The following is an 18,706-nucleotide window of genomic DNA, read 5'->3' on the forward strand; positions in this document are numbered from 1 at the left end:
GTCCCTTTCCCCGCCCCGTGGGCCGGCGGCCCGGCGCGTCACCCCACGCGCGGGCGGCACGGGGGTGACCGCACCGTCCGATCCGGCCGGGCCTTCGCCGTCCGGGACATCTACGGCTTGCCACGTGAGGGTTGCGCTATGTCACTCCAGGAGGACGCACGTCGACCGCTGTCCGGAGCCCAGGAGGGCCTCTGGTACGCCGGGCGGCTCGCACCGGACGGTGCCGCGTACAACACCGCGGAGGCCGTGGAGATACACGGGCCCCTCGATGACGTCCTGTTCGAGACCGCGCTGCGGCGCGTCGTCGCCGAGGCCGACACCTTCACCCTGCGTTTCGCCGACACCGACGACGGCCCGCGCTGCCACCCCGCGCCGGACGCGGACGACTGGCCCCTCCACCGGGTCGACGTCAGCGGCGCCGGGGACCCCGAGGCCGCGGCGTGGGGGCACGTCCGCACCGACCTCGCGACCCCTGTCGACCTGGAGAAAGGCCCTCTCTTCGCGCACACCCTGCTGACCCTGGCGCCCGACCGCCACCTCTGGCTGCTGAGGGCACATCACCTGCTCCTGGACGGCTACAGCTACAAGCTCCTCGGGCGCCGCCTGGCCGACACCTACAACGCCCTGGCCGAGGGGCGCGAACCGGAGCCCAGCGTCTTCGCGCCGGTGAGCCGGCTCCAGGAGGAGGAGGCGGCCTACCTCGCCTCCGAGCGGTACGCCCAGGACCGTGACCACTGGGCGCGGCGCCTGGCCGACCTGCCCGAGCCCGCCCGGCTCACCTCCCGCACGGCGGCCCCCACGGCGCCCTTCCTGCGCCGCACCGCCGAACTGACGCCCGCCGAGACCGAAGCGCTCGACGCCGCGGCGACCCGCCTCGGGGTCCGGCGCACCGACCTGCTGACCGCCGCGACCGCCGTCTACCTGCACCGGATGACCGGCGCCGAAGACCTGGTGCTGGGACTGGCCACGATGAGCCGCCTCGGCACCGCCGCCCTGCGCACCCCTGGCACCGCCTCCGACGTCCTCCCGCTGCGCGTGGCAGCCACCCCCGGCACGCCCGTCGCGGAGCTGGTCCGAGCCGTCGCTGGTGAACTGGGGGCCCTGCGCCGCCACCAGCGCTACCGGGGCGAGTTCCTCCGCCGCGACCTGGGCCTGCTGGGCACCGGACGCCGGCTGTACGGACCGGTGCTCAACATCGTCCCGTTCGACGAGTCCCCGGTCTTCGCCGGACACCCCACCACCTGGCACCACCTGTCCGGCGGAGCCGTCGACGACTTCCAGATCTCGGTGCGCCCAGGACCCCGCGGCGGCGGCCTGTGGCTGGCCTTCGACGCCAATCCCGCCCTGTACGAGGAGGACGAACTCGCCCTGCACCGCGGGAGGTTCCTCGCCGTGCTGCACCGGCTGGCCGCGGCCGAACCGGTGACGCCGCTGGGCGACCTGGACGTCCTGCTGCCGGGTGAACACCCCCGCGACGCGCCCGTCCGCACCTTCCCGGCCGAGAGGACCCTCACGGAACTGTTCGAGGCGCAGGTGGTGGCCGGGCCCGAGCGGACGGCCGTCAGCCACGGGCCCGAACGACTCACGTACGCCGCGCTCAACGACGAGGCCAACCGGCTCGCCCGGCTGCTGACCGCGCACGGCGCCGGGCCCGGCCGGGTCGTGGCGCTCGCCCTGGAACGCGGCCTGCGGCTGCTGCCCGCCCTGCTGGCCGTCCTCAAGACCGGCGCCGCCTACCTGCCCCTGGACCCCGGCCAGCCGGCCGAGCGGCTGCGGCTGGTAGTCGAGGACGCGGCCCCCGTGGTGCTGGTCACCGAACAGGCCCACGCCCACCTCGCCCACGCCGCCGTCCCCGCCGTGCTGCTGGACGACCCGCAGGTGACCGCGGACCTCGCCCGCCGCTCCGGCGCCGACCTGACCGACGCCGAACGGCACGGCCCGGCCGGCCCGTCCGACACCGCCTACATCATCCACACCTCCGGCTCCACCGGCCGCCCCAAGGGCGTGCCCGTGCCGCACGCCAACGTCGTACGGCTCTTCGCCGCCGCGGCCGAGCACTTCGACTTCCGTGCCGACGACGTGTGGACGCTGTTCCACTCCTACGCCTTCGACTTCTCCGTGTGGGAGATCTGGGGCGCCCTGCTGCACGGCGGCCGGCTCGTCGTCGTGCCCTACGCCGTCAGCCGCTCCCCGCGCGAGTTCCTGGACCTGCTGCACCGGGAGGGCGTCACCGTCCTCAACCAGACGCCGTCCGCGTTCGAGCAGCTGGTCGACGCCGACGCGGAACTCGGGGGCGACGCCGGGGCGTTGCGCTACATCGTCTTCGGCGGGGAGGCCTTGCGCCCGGCGCGGCTGCGCCCCTGGACCGAGCGGCACGGCCTGGACCGCCCGGCGCTGGTGAACATGTACGGCATCACCGAGACCACCGTGCACGTCACCCATCACCGGCTCACCGCCGCCGACCTGGACGACCCGCGCCGCGCCGGCGCCATCGGCACTCCGCTCGCCGACCTGCGGGTCCACCTGCTCGACGCCGCGGGACGCCCGGTGCCGCCCGGTGCGACCGGAGAGATGTACGTCTCCGGCGCCGGTGTCGCCACCGGCTACCTGCACCGCCCCGAACTGACCGCCGAACGCTTCCTCGACGACCCTTACGGCCCGCCCGGCACCCGCATGTACCGCTCGGGCGACCTGGCCCGGCGCCGCCCCGACGGCACCCTCCACTACCTCGGCCGCGCCGACGCCCAGATACAGCTGCGCGGCTTCCGCGTCGAGCCCGGCGAGATCGAGGCCGTCCTCGGCGCCCACCCGGGCGTCGACCGCGCCGCCGTCGTACCCCGCCACGCCGGCAGCGGCGCGCTGCATCTCGTCGCCTACACCGTCCCCTCCGGCGACGCGCCCGTGAGCCCCGCCGACCTGCGCGCCCACGCCGCCGCCCACCTGCCCGAGCACATGGTCCCCGCCGCCTGCGTCCCGGTGGACGTCCTCCCGCTGACCGCGAACGGCAAGCTCGACGTCCAGGCCCTGCCCGACCCCGACTTCACCGCCGCCGCGTCTGGCGCCCGCCCCACCACACCTGACCAGGCCCTGGTGTGCGCCCTGTTCGAGGACGTGCTGCAGCTGCCTCGGGAGTCCGTGGGGGTGGACGCCGGCTTCTTCGACCTGGGCGGCGACTCCCTGCTCGCCACCAGACTGCTGGCCCGTCTGCGGCACGAGACCGGCGCGGAGATCCCCATCGCCGCCCTGTTCGAGACGCCGACCCCGGCCGCAATCGCCCGGCGGGTCGCCGTACGGGCGCAGGACGCCCCGCCCCGGCCGGTGCTCGGTGAGGCCGCGCGCCCCGAGCGGGTGCCGCTGTCCTTCGCGCAGGAACGCATGTGGTTCCTGCACCGGCTCGACGAGGGCGCGGCCACCTACCACATCCCGCTCCTCGTCCCCGTCGGGCCCGACCTCGACGCCGAGGCGCTCGACGCGGCCCTCGGCGACCTGGCCGACCGGCACGAGAGCCTGCGCACGGTGATAACCGAGCACGACGGAGTGCCCTACCAGCGCATCCTGGCGCCGGGAGAGCTGCGCCCGGTGCTGCGGCGGATCGACTGCCCCGCCGCGGAGACCGCCGCCCATGTGACCGCCGCGCTGCGACGCCGCTTCGACCTGACCGCCGAAAGCCCTCTCGGGGCCTGGCTGCTGGGCACCGGCCCCGAACGGGTCCTGCTGTTCGTGCTGCACCACGCCGCCGCCGACGGCTGGTCGCTCGGTCCCTTCGCCGCCGACCTGTCCGCCGCCTACGCCTCCCGCCGCGCGGGGCGGGCCCCCGACTGGGCCACGCCGGCGGTGCAGTACGCCGACTACGCGCTGTGGCAGCGCGCCCTGCTGGCCCCCGGACCGGACGGCCCCGGCCGGCTGGAACGGCTCATCGCCCACTGGCGCACCGCGCTGGACGGCCTGCCCGAGGAGTGCACCCTGCCCGGCGACCGGCTGCGGCCCACCGCGCCGCGCGGCGACGGCGCGCACGTCGAACTCGCCGTCGACCCCGCCTTGCACCGTGCCTTGCTGGGCCTCGCCGACCGCGAGGGCGCCAGCCTGTTCATGGTGCTGCACGCCGCCGTCAGCGCCCTGCTCACCCGCTGCGGCGCCGGCGAGGACATCGTCCTCGGCACGCCCGTGGCGGGCCGCACCGAACCTGGCCTCGACCCCCTGATCGGCCTGATCGCCAACACCCTGGTGCTGCGCGCCGACACCTCCGGCAACCCCGCCTTCCGGGACCTCCTCGCCCGGCTGCGCACCGCCGACCTGGCCGCCCTGGACCACCAGGACCTTCCCTTCGACCGGCTGGTGGAGGACCTCAACCCGCCCCGCACGCCCGGCCGTCACCCCCTGTTCCAGGTGATGCTCGCCCTGCAGAACAACAGGCCGGCCGTCCTCGAACTCGACGGCACCCGCACCGAGTTGCGGCCCACCGCCACCGGCACCGCCAAGTTCGACCTCTTCGTGGACGTCCTGGAGCGCCACGACCCCGAGGGCGGCCCCGACGGCCTGACGCTGCACGTCGAGTACGCCACCGACCTCTACGACGCCGGCACCGCCGAGGCGTTCGCCCGCGCGCTGCACGACGTCCTGAGCACGGTGAGCGCCGACCCCGCGACCCGCCTAGGGGACCTGCCCGCGCTCCCCGAGCGCACCTCCGCCCCGGCCGCGGCCGACCCCGCCGTCCTTCAGGACGCGGCCCTGTCCGTGCCCGGCATCCGCGACGCCCATGCCCTGCCCGGGGGCGGCGACGCCCCGCCGCGCCTGTACGTGGTGCCCGGGCGGTCCGACGCCGCCGAACCCGTCGAGGAGTTCCTGGACCGCGCGGGCCACGGCTCCGTCCGCGTCACGGCGGTCAACGCCCTGCCCCGTACCGAGGACGGCACCGTGGACGGCGCGGCACTGCGCGCCCTGCCCGCCGTCGACGCGACCGCGGCCCGGACCTGGCGGGAGCGGCTCGCCCAGCTGCCCGGCGTCACCACGGTCGACGTGTCGGTCGAGAACGCCCCCGAGGAACTGGACCGCCGCCACACCGGATTGCCCGACCGCTCCGCCGAAGCCGCCCCGGCCACCCGCACCGCGGAAGCCTCCGGAGTCCCGGCCGTCAGCGAGGGCCCCGCCCTCGCCGAGCCGTCCGTGTCCAGCTGGGCCGAGGCCCTGCGCCGCGCCGCCGAACGGGACCGGGGCGACATCGTCCACGTCCACGCCGACGGCAGCGAGCACCGGCGCACCTACGCGTCCCTCATCCCTGAGGCGTCGCGCGTCCTGGCCGGACTGCGCCGGGCCGGACTGCGCCCGGGCGACCAGGTCATCCTCCAGTGCGATGTCACCGAGGACTTCCTCGCCGTGCTGTGGAGCTGCGTCCTCGGCGGCTTCGTCGCCGTCCCGCTGACCGTCCCCGCCTCCTACGACACCCCCTCCGCGGCGCTGACCAAGCTGGAGGGCATCTGGCGGATGCTCGGCCGGCCCTGGATCGTGTGCTCCGCCGGGCGCGAGGCCGGTCTGCGCGCGGTCGCCGCCCGGCAGGACTGGCCCGGGCCGCGCATCACCACCGCCGACGCCCTGCGCGAGGCGCCCGAGGACCACGACTGGCACTCCGCCGCACCGGACGACCTCCTGCTGATGCTCATGACGTCCGGCAGCACCGGCCTGCCCAAGGCGGTGCGCCTCACCCACCGCAACGTGCTGACCCGTTCGGCCGCCACCGAGCAGATGAACGGCCTCGGCGCCGACGACGTCTCCCTCAACTGGATCCCACTCGACCACGTCACCGGCGTGGTCATGTTCCACCTGCGCGACGTGTACCTCGGCTGCCGCCAGGTCCACGCCCCCACCTCCTGGATCCTCCAGGACCCGCTGCGCTGGATGGACCTCGCCGACCGGCACCGCGTCACCGTCACCTGGGCGCCCAACTTCGCCTTCGGGCTCCTCGCCGAACAGGCCCACCGCTTCACCGGCCGCGCCTGGGACCTGTCGCCGATGCGGCTGGTCATGAACGCCGGTGAGGTCGTCGTCGCCTCCGCCGCCCGCGCGTTCCTGCACACGCTCGAGCCCTTCGGCCTGCCGCAGGACGTGATGCACCCCGGCTGGGGCATGTCCGAGACCTGCTCCGTGGTCACCGACGCCGTCCTGCCCGCCGAACCCGTCCCGGGGGAGGGGACGTTCGTCAGCTGCGGCCGCCCCTATCCGGGGTTCGCCATGCGGATCGTCGACGAGCAGGGCACGGTCCTCACCGAGGGCGAGGCGGGCCGCTTCCAGGCCCGCGGCACCTCGGTGACCGGCGGCTACCACGACAACCCGGCGGCCAACGCCGAGGCGTTCACCGACGACGGCTGGTTCGACACCGGCGACCTGGCGTTCCTGCGCGACGGCGAGCTCTACATCACAGGCCGGGCCAAGGACGTCATCATCGTCAACGGCGTGAACCACTACAGCCACGAGATCGAGGCGTGCGTCGAGGAACTGCCCTACGCCGAGCGGAGTTTCACCGCCGCGGTCGCGGTGCGCACCGACCCGTCCTCGCCCACCGACGAACTCGCCCTGTTCCTGCACCTCACCCCGGAGGCCGCCGCCGACGCGGCCCGCGCCCTGCGCGAGATCGCCGGGAAGGTCACCCGGGAGATCGGCGTGAGCCCGTCCTTCCTCATCCCCGTGGCGCGGGACGCCGTCCCCAAGACGGAGATCGGCAAGATCCAGCGCACCAGGCTCCGCAAGAGCTTCGAGGCGGGCGACTTCGACGACGAGGTGCGCCGGACCCAGCTGCTGCTGGGCACCGCGGCCACCGTCCCCGACTGGTTCCTGCGCCCGGTGTGGCAGCGCGCGGAACGCGCCGGCACCCGTCCCGCGGCGTCCGGCCGGCACACCCTCGTCCTCGCGGGCGGCGACCCGCGGGCCGGCGCACTCGCGCAACGGCTCGCCGACGCGCTGCGCTCCGCCGGGGGCCTGTGCACGGTGGTCGGCGACGGACCGTCGTACACCCGGACCGACGCCGCGCACTACCGCGTCCGGCCCGCCGAGGAGTCCGACTACGCCGCGCTGCTGGACCGGCTGGAGCACGACCAGCGGCCCGTCGACGCCGTCCTCCACCTCGACGGACTCCGGGCAGTCCCCCCGGCGCCGGACGACACGACCGGTGCGGAGCGGCTGCTCGCCTTCGCCCGGGCCCTCATCGCCCGCCCCGGCCGGCAGCGCCCCGTGGACCTGGTGTACGTGTCCGCGGGCGCCCAGGCCGTCCGCCCCGGCGACCACCCCTCCCCGCCCCACGCCCTGGCCGGAGCGCTGCTGAAGTCGCTGGCCGAGGAGTGCGGCTGGCTGCGGACCCGGCACCTCGACCTGCCCCCGGACGACGGCACCGACCCGCTGGCCCTCCTGACGGCCGAGACGGCCGCCGGCGCGGACGGCGCGGACGTGGCGTACCGCGACGGACTGCGCTACGAACGCCGCCTGGCCGCCCTGCCCGACAGCCCGCCCCGCGCCGAGCCGACCGCGCCCGACGGCTTCACCCTGCTCACCGGCGGCCTCGGCGGCGTCGGCACCGAGATCGCCACCCACCTGCTGCGCACCCCCGGCACCCGGCTGCTCGTCCTCGGGCGCACCCCCGAGGACGAGGCCCACGCCCTGCCGCGGCTGCGCGACCGCGGAGAGGTCCGCTACGCCCGCGCCGACGTCACCGACGAAGCCCGGGTCCGCGCCGCGGTCGAGGCCGCCACCGAGGCCTGGGGCGTGCCCTTGACGTCGGTGCTGCACCTGGCCGGGACGCTCGTGGAGCGCCCCGTGGGCGAACTGGACGGCTCCACCTGGCGCCGGGCGCTGGAGGCGAAGGTGCGCGGCGCGTGGACCCTGCACCGGCTCACCGCCGACCACCCGGTCCACTCCTTCGTCATGTTCTCCTCGGTCAACGGCCTCTTCGGCGGCGCCATGAACGCCGCCTACGCCGCCGCCAACGCCTACCTGGACGCCCTCGCCGGGTACCGCCGCAGCCTCGGCCTGCCGGCGCAGTCGCTCGCCTGGAGCATGTGGCGCGATCGCGGCATGAGCCGCGGTTACGGTCTCACCGCGCTCACCGAGGCCCGGGGCTACCGGTTGCTCGACGTTCCCGCCGCGCTGCGCTCCTTCGACCTCGCCCGCACCGTCGACGAGCCGCACCTGCTGATCGGCGCCGACCGCACCGCGCCCTGGGTGCGCAGCCACGTCGTGGCCCCCGTCCGCCAGACCCGCCGCCTGGCCGCGCGCGTCGGCCTGCAGGACGGCACCGACCTCGGCGACCTGTACCGCGCCGTCACCGGCAGCGCCCGCGCGGCCGGCCTGCCCGACGACGGGTGGACGCTGCGCTCGGCGGGCACAAGCGCTCGCCCCGACGAGACGGGCACGGACGACGGCCTGCGGCTGCTGGAGAGCCGGCTCGCCGAGGTGTGGTGCGACGTCCTGGGCCGCGACCGGGTGGGCCTGGACGACAACTTCTTCGACCTGGGCGGCAACTCCCTGCTCCTGGTCACCGCCCAGACCGCCGTGAACCGCGCCTTCGACAGCGACCTGTCGGTGGTCGACCTGTTCGCGCACCCCACCGTCCGGGACCTGGCCCGCCACCTGTCGGCCACCGGCGCGGGCCCGGTACCGGACGCCGAGGCGCCCTCCCGCCCGGAGACCGGCGACGGCCTGGACCGCGCCCGGGAACAGGCCCGCCGGCAACGCGCCGTCCGCGCCCGCCGCACCGCCCGTCAGGGCAAGGACCGCGGCCATGCGTGACCGGGCCGACGACACACCGCACACCCACGAACCCGGAGAAGACGAGGCACAGGCCGTGCACGACACCACCGCACCCCACGACGAGGACTTCCCCGCCGTAGCCGTCATCGGCATGGCGGGCCGCTTCCCCGGCGCCGACGACCTCGACGCCTTCTGGGACAACCTCGCGGCCGGCCGGGAGTCCGTACGGCCCGTCACCGACGAGGAGTTCCTCGCCGCGGGCGGCGACCCGCGCGACCTCGACGACCCGTCACTGATCCGCAAGGCGTCGGTCGTCGAGGGCATCGACCGCTTCGACTCCGGCTTCTTCGGCTACAGCCCCGCCGAAGCCGCCGTCGTCGACCCGCAGCAGCGACTGCTGCTGGAGACGGCCTACCACGCCCTGGAGGACGCCGGCTGCCTCGGCGCCGACCGGTCCGGAGAGGCGTTCGGCGTGTACGCCGGGGCGGGCGACAGCCGCTACTACCCGGCCCACGTCCACCCCCGCTTCGCGGGGCAGCCCGGCTCGGTGGCCCTCGTCCACGCGGCCACGGCGAACTCCCTCGGCACCCTCGCCACCCGCATCTCCTACGAACTCGGCCTCACCGGGCCCAGCGTGTCCCTGCAGACGGCCTGCTCCACCGCGCTGGTCGCCGTGCACACCGCCTGCCAGGACCTGCTCGACCACCGCTGCGACACCGCGCTCGCCGCCGCCGTCTCCCTCAACCCCTCGGCCGTCCTGGGCTACCGCCACGTGCCCGACGGACCCTTCTCGCCCGACGGGCACTGCCGGGCCTTCGCCGCGGACGCCGCCGGCACCTCCTCCGGCGACGGGGTGGGAGCCGTCGTCCTCAAGCGGCTGGAGGACGCCCTCGCCGACGGCGACCGCATCCGCGCCGTGATCCGCGGCAGCGCCGTCAACAACGACGGCCGCCGCAAGGTCGGCTTCAGCGCCCCGAGCGCCGCCGGACAGACCGAGGTCATCCTCGCCGCGCAGGCCCAGGCGGAGGTCGACGCCGGCACCATCGGCCTGATCGAGGCGCACGGCACCGCCACCAAACTCGGCGACCCGATCGAGGTGTCCGCCCTGACGGAGGCCTTCCGGCACAGCACGGACCGGACCGGCTTCTGCGCGCTCGGCTCGGTCAAGACCAACATCGGCCACCTGGGAGCCGCCGCCGGCATCGCCGGACTCATCAAGGCCGTCCTGGCCCTGGAACACCGGCAGGTCCCGCCGAGCCTGCACTTCGACCGGCCCAACCCGCTCATCGACTTCGGCGCGAGCCCCTTCCGCGTGCCCACCGCCCTGGAGGACTGGCCCGACGGGGAGCACCCCCGCCGGGCCGCCGTCAGTGCCTTCGGCATCGGCGGCACCAACGCCCACGTCGTCCTGGAGGAGGCGCCCCGCGTCGCACCCGCCGCGCCGCGCCCGCCCGAGGAGGAGCGCCGCGTGGTGCTGCCGCTGTCGGCACGCACCGCCGGCGCCCTGCGCGGCCAGGCCGAGGCGCTCGCCCGGCATTTGGAGCGCCGGCCGGAGCTGCGCCTGGACGACGTGGCCCACTCCCTGCGCACCGACCGGCCCGCGCTGCGCCACCGGCTCACCGTCTCGGCCGCCTCCCGCGCCGAGGCCCTCGACGCCCTGCGCTCCGCCGCCCCGGCCACCCCGCCGCTGTCCGACGATCCGGTCCGGGTGGCGTTCCTGCTGCCCGGCGGCGGCACCCAGTACCCCGGCATGGGCAAGGAGTTGTACCGCGACCACGCCGTCTACCGCGACACCGTCGACGAGTGCGCCCGCATCCTGCGGCCCGTCCTCGGCGCCGACCTGCGCACCGCCCTCTTCGAGGAGCGACGGCCCGAAGACCTCTCCGCGTTCCTCGGACTCGTCGTCACCGAGTACGCCCTGGCCCGCACCCTGATGGAAGCGGGCGTGTGCCCCGACGCGCTGATCGGCCACTCGCTCGGCGAGTACACGGCCGCCTGTCTGGCCGGCGTCATCGACCTGGCGGACATGCTGCCCCTGGTCACCGAACGCATCCGGCTCATCAGCTCCGCCGGCGGAGCCACGGTCGGCGTCGCCGCCCCGGCCGAGGAGATCCGGCCCCTGCTCGACGCCGGCCTGTCCCTGGCCGCCGTCAACGGCCCCCAAGCCTGCACCGTCGCCGGGCACCTCGACGCCGTCACCCGCTTCGAGGCCGAACTCACCCGCCGCGGCTTCCCGTTCCGCCGCCTGCGCATCCCCGTCGCGGCCCACTCCCACGTCCTGGACCCCGTCCTGCCGGCCTACGAGACCCACCTGCGCCAGGTCACCCTGCGCCCGCCGCGCATCCCGTACGTCACCAACGTCACCGGCACCTGGATCACCGACGCCCAGGCCACCTCCGTACGGCACTGGATCGACCACACCCGCGACACCGTCCGGTTCGCCGACGGCATCACCGCCCTGTGGGACCGGCTGCACCCCGTCCTCGTGGAGATCGGGCCCGGCGACACCCTGACCAAGCTTGCCACCGGCCGGCTCAACGACGAGGCACCGGTCACGGTGACCACCATGCGGCACGCCAAGGCCGAGGCGTCCGACGGGTTCGTCCTCGCCGAGGCACTGGGACGGCTGTGGAGCGCGGGCGTGGACACCGCACTGCCCCCGGTGCCGGGCGCGCCCCGACGGGTGCCGCTGCCCCCGTACGCCTTCGAACGCCGGCGCCACTGGATCGACGCACCGGGCGCCCGGACGGACCCCGCCCCCGACGACACCCCGGCCGCCGCCGACTCCGGCCTCGCTTCACGGCCCCGGCTGACGACCGAGCACGTACCGCCCCGCACGGACCGCGAACGCGAGGTCACCCGACTCTGGGAGGAGACCCTCGGCATCGGCGGCATCGGCCTGCACGACAACTTCTTCGACCTCGGCGGCGACTCGATGCGAGCCGTGCTGCTGGCGGGCCGGCTGCGTCAGGCCGGTGTCCTAGACGTCCCGGCGGCGACCCTGCTGGCCGCACCCACGGTGGCCGGGGTCCTCGCCGCGGCCGACCAGCCGCCCGAGAAGACGCCGGACAGCACCACCACCGCGCTCGGCCCGCTGCTGCCGCTGCGCGCCGAGGGCACCGCCACGCCCCTGTTCTGCGTCCACCCCGGCGCGGGCATCGCCTGGCGCTACACGGGCCTGCTGCCCCACCTCGGCGGCGACCAGCCCGTCCACGGCATCCAGGCGGCCGGCCTCGACGGCACCCGGCCGCCCGCCCCGGACGCCGCCGCCATGGTCGCCCACTACCTCGACCTGGTGCGCCAGGTGCAACCCCACGGCCCCTACCGGTTGCTGGGCTGGTCCTACGGCGGATTCGTCGCCCACGCCATGGCCTGCGCCCTCCAGCGCGACGGGGAGCAGGTCGAGCTCCTCGCCATGCTGGACGCCCCCCAGCCGCACGGCACCGCCCACGACCCCGAGGCGGCCGAACGCCAGGTCGCCGCCCTGCTGTCCAGGGTGGCCGGTCTCGCGGTCGACGGGGCGCCCGTGAAGACCGTCTTGGACCGGATCGACGCCCGGGTCACGGCCGACCCGTCGAGCGTCCCCGTGACCCGCGCCGAGGCCGCCGCCATCGCCGCCGTGATGCGCAACAACCTGCGCATCGCCCCCCAGTTCGCCCCCGGCGTCTACCGCGGGGACGTGCTGTTCTTCAGCGCCGCGGAGGAGCAGCCCGCCGACTTCCCGGCGGACCTGGCGGTCCTGCCGGGCAAGGCCGACAGCTGGCGGCCCTACGTCGACGGGACCCTCCACGACCACCACGTGCCCTGCGGCCACTACGAGATGACCGAACCCGAACCCATCGCCCGTATCGGCGAGGCGGTCGCCAAGGCCCTGCGCGGTCTCGGCGGCCGGGCCTCCACCTCCCCTTCCCCCTGAACCCGCGTCTAGGAGACCCAGCGTGAGTGCGACCCAGGACCTCTACGAACTCGGTGACGCGCCCGAGATCGGCACCGCCCCGAAGAAGATGTACGCCTCGCTCATCCGCCGTGAGCGCTACGGACAGCCCGTCGACGCCTTCCGCACCGAGGTGGTCGACGTCCCGCCCGTGGGGCGCGGCCAGGTGCTGGTGAAGGTGATGGCGGCCGGCATCAACTACAACAACGTCTGGGCGGCGCTCGGTTCGCCACTCGACGTGATCGCCGCACGGCAGAAGGCGGGCGCCACCGAGGACTTCCACATCGGCGGCTCCGACCTGTCCGGGATCGTGTGGGCGGTCGGCGAGGACGTGCGCGGGGTGAAGCTCGGGGACGAGGTGGTCGTCCTCGCCAACCGCTGGGACGAGAGGGCCGAGGACATCCGCCTCGGCGGCGACCCCACCTGGTCCACCAGCCAACGGGTGTGGGGCTACGAGGAGAATTACGGCTCCTTCGCCCAGTTCGCGGTGGTCGACGACTACATGTGCCACCCCAAGCCCGCCCGGCTGTCGTGGGCTGAGGCTGCCTGCTACATGGCGACCGCCGCCACCGCCTACCGCCAGTTGTTCGGCTGGCCGCCGCACACGGTGCGCCCGGGCGACCCGGTGCTGATCTGGGGCGGCGCCGGCGGACTCGGCTGCATCGCCATCCAGCTCGTCCGGCACGTCGGCGGCATCCCCGTCGCGGTCGTCTCCAGCGAGGAGCGCGGTGAGTTCTGCCTCAAGCTGGGCGCCGAGGGCTTCATCGACCGGCGGAAGTTCGACCACTGGGGGCGGCTGCCGGACACCTCGGACGACGAGGCCATGGGCCGCTGGCTGTCCGGGGCCCGCGCCTTCGGGCGGGCGTTCTGGGACGTGCTCGGCGAGCGCCGCAGCCCGCGGGTCGTGCTGGAGCACTCCGGCGCCGACACCATCCCCACGTCCCTGTACCTGTGCGACAACGGCGGCATGGTCGTCCTGTGCGGCGGCACCACCGGCTACAACGGTGACGTGGACCTGCGGTTCCTGTGGATGCGGCAGAAGCGCCTGCAAGGCTCGCACGTCGCCACGGCCCGCGAGGCACGCGAGGTGACGCGGCTGATCGACCAGGGAATTATCGACCCATGCCTGTCCCAGACCTTCGATTTCGACGAGATCGGCCTCGCGCACCAGCTCATCCACGACAACCGCCACCCGGCGGGCAACATGGCGGCCAGGGTCGGCGACCGCGGGTGATTCACGCCCGGCCAGACGGGTACCTGCGCGGGGTAAAACCTGCCCCCACACCTCCCGGAGGTACCCCATGGGCAAGCTGGGCGACATGATGAACAAGGCCAAGCAGATGGCCAAGGGTCACCCCGACCAGGCCGACAGGGGCGTCTCGGGCGCCGAGCGCGTGGTCGACGAGCGGACGGGCGACAAGTACGACGCCAAGACCGACAAGGGGGCCGACGCGGTGCGGCGTTCCTACCGGGACGGTGGCACACCGGAGCGCTGAAACCGAACCCGCCGCCCGCCCCCGGCGCACCCGGGGGCGGGCGGCGGGTTCGATTCAGTCGTGGGTGCCGGCCCGGCCGGTGACGTAGCTGAACACTCCCGAGCCGACGCGCACGACCCGCACCCGTACGGCCTGGGCGGGATCGACGCGCAGGCACACACGCAGATGGTCCCCGCATGGGGAGACCCGCAACTCCCGCAGACTCCCCGCCGGGCCCTCCCGGCCCTCAGCCGTCATCACAGTGAGGGCCTTCCACGCCGCCTCCTTGGCGGAGAACAAGGCCGTCACCGGCCAGACCGCGCCCGCACCAGGCTGCAGCCCCGCGTCGGCAAGCAGGGACTCCGCGTCCTCGCACAGCACCAGGCGGGCCGCTTCACGGGGGAGGGGCCGCAGTTCCAGGTCGCAGCCGAGCGGCAGGTCCCGTCCGGGGGCAGCGGCCACGGCGACGGCGATCCCGGCACTGTGCGAGATCGACGCGGCCCGCCCCGGTGGGAACACCGGCAGGCGCCCCCTCCGAGGGATCTCCCCGCAGTCCAGCCCCACCGCACGCAGGGCCCGCCGGGCGGCCCGCCGGCCGGCCAGGAACTCCAGCCGCCGCAGCGGCGGCATCGCCGCAGCGGCGGCCGCCTCGGCGGGCCCCGCCGGTTCCGGACCGGGCTCCGACACGGCGGCCATGCCCAGCCCGAGCCCGGCAGCGGCCAGGAGCGGCCCGAGCGCCACCAGGCCACCATCGACCGCGGACAGCGCCTCTCCACCACCCGGTCCTGTCCCCACGGACTCCACCCCGGCCCGAACCCACGAGGCGGCCGGCCACGCGGTTCCTGCAGCGGACGGAATTGCCAGCTCGGGTTCCGGGCCGGTCGCGGTCGGCCACGCGGGTTCTTCACCGGCCCGAGCTGCCCTGGGCTCCGCACCGGCCTTGGCTGTCCTCGACGGCGATCCAGCCGCGAGCTCCGCACCGTCCTGCGCCGTCCGCCAGGACCCCGCGTCGCTCTCGGCCGACCGCCCGCGCTCCGCTCCGGTTCGCCCGGGCCGTGTGCGTACGGCAGCGACCCGGGCCGGCCACGACGGAGGCGTCGTGGCCGGCCCGGGTCGCATCGGGCTCCCGGTCATCGCCGTTCGCCGCCGCACCCGCTCACGCCCGCAGCAGCTTCTTGATGATCTTCCCGGCGGGGTTGCGCGGCACCCGCTCGATGAACTCGACCCGCCGCGGCCGCTTGTAGGGCGCCAGCAGCCCCGCCACATGCGCGATCAGCTCCGCCGTGCCCGGCTCCGCGCCGGCTTCCAGAGCGACGTACGCGAGCGGCACCTCGCCGTAGTCCTCGTCGGGCATGCCGACGACCGCCGCGTCCCGGACCGCCGGGTGGGTCATCAGGGCGCGCTCGATCTCCGAGGGGTAGACGTTCTGGCCCGCCCGGATGATCACGTCCTTGGTGCGGTCCACCAGGCTGATGCGGCCCTCCTCGTCCATGAAGCCGAGGTCGCCGGTCCTGATCCAGCCGTTCCGCGTGATCTCCCGCGTGGCCTCCGGGTCGTTCCAGTAGCCCTGCATGACGCCCGGCCCGCGCACCACGATCTCGCCGATCTCGCCGGGCGGCAGCTCCCGCCCGGTCTCGTCCACGGCGCGGGCGGACATGCCCGGCACGACCCGCCCGCACGGGATGCGGGCGGTGACGTCCCCGGGCGCGGGGTGCTCGTCGGGACCGAGCGTGACGAACGGGCCGCCGACCTCGGTCATGCCGTACACCTGCCGGAAGCCGCACCCGAGCCGTTCCACCGCGTCGGCGTAGACGTCGAGCGGCATGGGGGCCGCCCCGTACAGCACCTCCCGCAGGGAGGACAGGTCGGTGCGCCGGGACGCCTTCGCCTGGAGCATGAAGCGCAGCATCTGCGGCACCAGCCACATGTGGGTGGCGCGGTGCGTCTCCACCGCGGACAGCGCCCGCTGTGGGGTGAACCCGGGCATCAGCACGACCGTCGCGCCCGCCGCCAGGTAGGTGAGGGAGACGACCATGCTGCCGTGGTACAGCGGGCAGCAGTTGACCATGACGATGTCGTCCGTGGGGCGGGCCATCACCAGCCAGCCCAGGGCGATGGCGCGGAACGACGCGCTGTCGACCGTCACCCCCTTGGCCTGCCCGGTGGTCGCCGAGGTGTGCAGCACGGCGATCGGGTCCGTGTCGGTGACGTCCGGCAGCTCCCGCTCGGCGGCGAGCGTGCCCAGCGCCGCGAAGGCGGGCTTGTCGAAGGCCACCCGGATCCGCACCGAGGACGGCAGCCCGGTGTGCCGGTCCAGCAGCTCGGACTCACCGAGGACGGCCACCGCGCCGACGCGCTCGACGATCCCGGCGACCTCGGGCTCGGCCAGGCTGTGGTTCAGCGGCACGAACAGCGCGCCCAGCCGGGCCAGCGCGAAGTAGCTCTCCAGGACCTCGATCCGGTCCTTGGACAGCACGGCCACCCGGTCGCCCCGCCGGATCCCCAGGTCGGCCAGCCCGTGCGCGAGTTGCAGCGTACGGTCATGCAGTTCGGCCCAGGTGACGCTGCGTTCCTCGTCCACCAGCGCGGTCCGGCCGGGCCGGCACTGGCGGTTGCGCTCCAGCAGTTGCGTCAGCCACATCACGCACCGCCGCTCGCGCCGGCGACCGTGCGCTCGGCCACGAAACGCTCGTAGTCGCCGATCGTGCGCAGCTCCTCCATGTCCTCGGCCGTGATCTCGACGCCGAGCCGCTGCTCGACCAGCAGCACGAGACGCACCAGGTCCCCGGAGTCGATGCCGCTGGCGGCCAGGTCGGCGTCGTCGCCGATCCGGTGGGCGTACTCGACGGTGCCGGTGAGTTCGACCAGCAACTCCCTGATGGTGCTCATGGTTTCCCCTTTCGCCCCGGCGTGCCGGCCGCCGCGGTCCACGACTGTCACCCCCTCAAGAGGCGGCCGCGGCCGACCCCACTCCCCGGGCCCTGCCGTGAGCTTTGTCACGCGCCCGAACCCGACGCGGCGGGGATAGCCCGGCCACGCCCGCGGCCTCTTACCGCAACGAAGCAACCCGCTCCGCCCGGCCCCGCGGCGGGCGGTTCCCCAGCCGAAGGAGTGATGCGCGTGCCCAGGCAGCCGGTACGGGTCCGGGCCCCGGGACGGTGCCCGCAGCACGGCACCGCCGCGACGGCCACCGGACACCCGGGCGGTGCCCGGTGACCGCGCCGACCACCACCCCCGCCACCGCGGCCACCGCGGCCGCCGCGGCCGCCCCGGACGAGGACGAGCTGCTCGCCCACTTCGACGCGCTCATCGCCGACGGCGAGACGATCGAACCGCGCGACTGGATGCCCGACGGCTACCGCCGCATGCTGGTCCGCCAGATCGCCCAGCACGCCCACTCCGAGATCATCGGCATGCAGCCGGAGGGCGCCTGGCTCACCCGCGCCCCCTCCCTGCACCGCAAGTCGGTCCTGCTCGCCAAGGTCCAGGACGAGGCGGGCCACGGCCTGTACCTGTACTCCGCCGCCGAGACGCTCGGCGTGGACCGCGCCGACCTGCTGGACGCCCTGCACCACGGCCGCCAGCGCGCCTCGGCCACCTTCAACCACCCCGCGCTGACCTGGGCGGACACCGGCGCCATCGCCTGGCTGACGGACGGCGCCGCCGTCATCAACCAGGCACCCCTGTGCCGCACCTCCTACGGGCCCTACGCCCGGGCGATGCGCCGCGTCTGCCAGGAGGAGGCCTTCCACGTGCGGCAGGGCTACGACCTGATGCGCGCCCTGTGCGAGGGGACGCCGGAGCAGAAGGAGATGGCACAGGACGCGGTGAACCGCTGGTGGCTGCCGGCCGTGGCGCTGATGTTCGGACCGCCCGACACCGAGGCGGGCGGCGCCGACGCACGGACCGCCGCGCTGGGAGCGGCCGTCTCCCGGCGCGCGATGGCCTGGGGCATCAAGCGGCACACCAACGACGAGCTGCGCCAGCGTTTCGTCGACACCTGCGTTCCGCAGGCCGAGCGCCTCGGCCTGACGCTGCCCGACCCGGCGATCCGCTGGAACGAGGAGCGCGGCCATTACGACTTCACGCCCGTCGACTGGGACACCTACCGTCGCGCCCTGGGCGACGACACGCACTGGGCGCGGCAGCGCATCGCCCACCGCCTGGCCGCGCACGAGGACGGCGCCTGGGTCCGGGAGGCCGCCGTCGCGTACGCCGCGAGGACGGACGAGCCGGCGGGAGCGGCCGCATGAGCGCGGCACGGGAAGGCGCGCCGGCGTCCTGGGAGGTGTTCCTGCGGGCCCGTAGGGGCCTGGCCCATCAGCACGTCGGATCGGTGCGCGCCGCAGACGCGGACGCGGCCCTGGCCGCCGCCCGCGATCTGTACACCCGGCGTGGCGAGCCACTGTCGCTGTGGGTTGTCCGCTCCGACGCCGTGCGCACGGCCTCCCCGGACGAACGCGACCCGTACTTCGCGGGCGCCCGCCACAAGCCGTACCGCTACCCCGAGCACTACGCGCCGCTGACCGAGAAAGGTCCCGAAGGTGAGCACGACGAGTGACGT

9 protein-coding genes are annotated in these 18,706 nt (G+C 74.9%); 6 read left to right on the plus strand and 3 right to left on the minus strand.

The features are described 5' to 3' along the window. Window positions 1-138 precede the first annotated feature (138 nt). The 4 genes from ELQ39_RS32165 to ELQ39_RS32180 all read left to right on the plus strand — a co-directional run bounded on the left by ELQ39_RS32165 (window position 139) and on the right by ELQ39_RS32180 (window position 14,163). Complete coding sequence (locus ELQ39_RS32165; protein WP_242595481.1) at window positions 139-8,772, plus strand: non-ribosomal peptide synthetase; 8,634 nt, start codon at window positions 139-141, stop codon at window positions 8,770-8,772. Next, window positions 8,765-12,649 carry a type I polyketide synthase gene (locus ELQ39_RS32170; RefSeq protein WP_277994762.1) on the plus strand — a complete coding sequence of 1,295 codons (3,885 nt, stop codon included), beginning with the start codon at window positions 8,765-8,767 and terminating at the stop codon, window positions 12,647-12,649. Before ELQ39_RS32165 ends, ELQ39_RS32170 begins: the two co-directional genes overlap by 8 nt. Window positions 12,650-12,671: 22 nt before the next feature. After that, the gene (gene ccrA, locus ELQ39_RS32175; protein WP_242595483.1) at window positions 12,672-13,901 is read left to right on the plus strand and encodes a crotonyl-CoA carboxylase/reductase; all 1,230 of its coding nucleotides are present in this window, start codon (window positions 12,672-12,674) and stop codon (window positions 13,899-13,901) included. Window positions 13,902-13,968: 67 nt separating this feature from the next. Beyond that, window positions 13,969-14,163 (plus strand): antitoxin, encoded by a 195-nt coding sequence (locus ELQ39_RS32180; RefSeq protein ID WP_242595485.1) that lies wholly within the window; start codon window positions 13,969-13,971, stop codon window positions 14,161-14,163. A gap of 54 nt (window positions 14,164-14,217) precedes the next feature. On the opposite strand, the gene ELQ39_RS32185 is transcribed toward ELQ39_RS32180, so the two are convergent. From ELQ39_RS32185 to ELQ39_RS32195, 3 genes are all read right to left on the minus strand, one after another. After that, window positions 14,218-14,937 (minus strand): enterobactin synthetase, encoded by a 720-nt coding sequence (locus ELQ39_RS32185; RefSeq protein WP_242595487.1) that lies wholly within the window; start codon window positions 14,935-14,937, stop codon window positions 14,218-14,220. 361 nt (window positions 14,938-15,298) lie between these two features. Next, window positions 15,299-16,783 (minus strand): class I adenylate-forming enzyme family protein, encoded by a 1,485-nt coding sequence (locus ELQ39_RS32190; protein WP_242595489.1) that lies wholly within the window; start codon window positions 16,781-16,783, stop codon window positions 15,299-15,301. After that, entirely contained in the window at window positions 16,783-17,031 is a 249-nt protein-coding gene (locus tag ELQ39_RS32195; protein WP_242595491.1) for an acyl carrier protein, read from the minus strand. Before ELQ39_RS32195 ends, ELQ39_RS32190 begins: the two co-directional genes overlap by 1 nt. A gap of 323 nt (window positions 17,032-17,354) precedes the next feature. Here ELQ39_RS32195 and paaA point away from each other — a divergent pair, with 323 nt between their 5' ends. Both paaA and paaB read left to right on the plus strand, forming a co-directional pair. Continuing rightward, window positions 17,355-18,395 carry a 1,2-phenylacetyl-CoA epoxidase subunit PaaA gene (gene paaA / locus ELQ39_RS32200; protein WP_443334355.1) on the plus strand — a complete coding sequence of 347 codons (1,041 nt, stop codon included), beginning with the start codon at window positions 17,355-17,357 and terminating at the stop codon, window positions 18,393-18,395. Continuing rightward, window positions 18,392-18,703, plus strand: a complete 312-nt coding sequence (gene paaB, locus ELQ39_RS32205) for a 1,2-phenylacetyl-CoA epoxidase subunit PaaB (RefSeq protein ID WP_242595493.1) — start codon at window positions 18,392-18,394, stop codon at window positions 18,701-18,703. Before paaA ends, paaB begins: the two co-directional genes overlap by 4 nt. The last annotated feature ends 3 nt before the right edge of the window (window positions 18,704-18,706 follow it).

This window comes from Streptomyces sp. GB4-14 (assembly GCF_022696125.1).
Classification (GTDB): domain Bacteria; phylum Actinomycetota; class Actinomycetes; order Streptomycetales; family Streptomycetaceae; genus Streptomyces; species Streptomyces werraensis.

What these genes read in the sequence shown, in the direction of transcription:
- ELQ39_RS32165 (WP_242595481.1), top strand. Translation starts at nt 139, where the DNA reads ATGTCACTCCAGGAGGACGCACGTCGACCGCTGTCCGGAGCCCAGGAG.
- paaB (WP_242595493.1), top strand. Translation starts at nt 18,392, where the DNA reads ATGAGCGCGGCACGGGAAGGCGCGCCGGCGTCCTGGGAGGTGTTCCTG.
- ELQ39_RS32190 (WP_242595489.1), bottom strand. Translation starts at nt 16,783, where the DNA reads ATGTGGCTGACGCAACTGCTGGAGCGCAACCGCCAGTGCCGGCCCGGC.
- ELQ39_RS32195 (WP_242595491.1), bottom strand. Translation starts at nt 17,031, where the DNA reads ATGAGCACCATCAGGGAGTTGCTGGTCGAACTCACCGGCACCGTCGAG.
- ELQ39_RS32180 (WP_242595485.1), top strand. Translation starts at nt 13,969, where the DNA reads ATGGGCAAGCTGGGCGACATGATGAACAAGGCCAAGCAGATGGCCAAG.
- ELQ39_RS32170 (WP_277994762.1), top strand. Translation starts at nt 8,765, where the DNA reads ATGCGTGACCGGGCCGACGACACACCGCACACCCACGAACCCGGAGAA.